The 515-nt window shown below is 49.8% G+C and carries 1 pseudogene; it reads left to right on the top strand.

The window, feature by feature from the left end:
• Positions 1 to 455 (top strand): annotated as a pseudogene (rplJ, locus tag FDX22_RS21990) (50S ribosomal protein L10); the annotation flags it as partial.
• Between the last annotated feature and the right edge of the window lie 60 nt (positions 456 to 515).

Raw genomic sequence — 515 nt, 5'->3', positions numbered from 1 at the left:
AGCCAAAGGCGCGCTGTCTGCAGTAGTTGCGGATTCCCGTGGCGTAACTGTAGATAAAATGACTGAACTGCGTAAAGCAGGTCGTGAAGCTGGCGTATACATGCGTGTTGTTCGNTGTTGTTCGTAACACCCTGCTGCGCCGTGTTGTTGAAGGTACTCAGTTCGAGTGCCTGAAAGACGCGTTCGTTGGTCCGACCCTGATTGCATATTCTATGGAACACCCGGGCGCAGCTGCTCGTCTGTTCAAAGATTTCGCGAAAGCGAATGCAAAATTTGAGGTCAAAGCCGCAGCCTTTGAAGGTGAATTGATCCCGGCATCGCAAATCGATCGCCTGGCAACTCTGCCGACCTACGAAGAAGCAATTGCACGCCTGATGGCAACCATGAAAGAAGCTTCGGCTGGCAAACTGGTTCGTACTCTGGCTGCTGTACGAGATGCGAAAGAAGCTGCTTAATCGCAGTTATCTTTCTCAAGCATCTGCTTACGTATAAACTTATTCTGATTTTCAGGAACA

Source organism: Citrobacter sp. TBCS-14, assembly GCF_005280805.1.
Taxonomy (GTDB): Bacteria; Pseudomonadota; Gammaproteobacteria; order Enterobacterales; family Enterobacteriaceae; genus Citrobacter; species Citrobacter gillenii.
The sequence above is the reverse complement of the archived record's forward strand: the minus strand, read 5'-3'. Positions and strand labels throughout refer to the sequence as shown.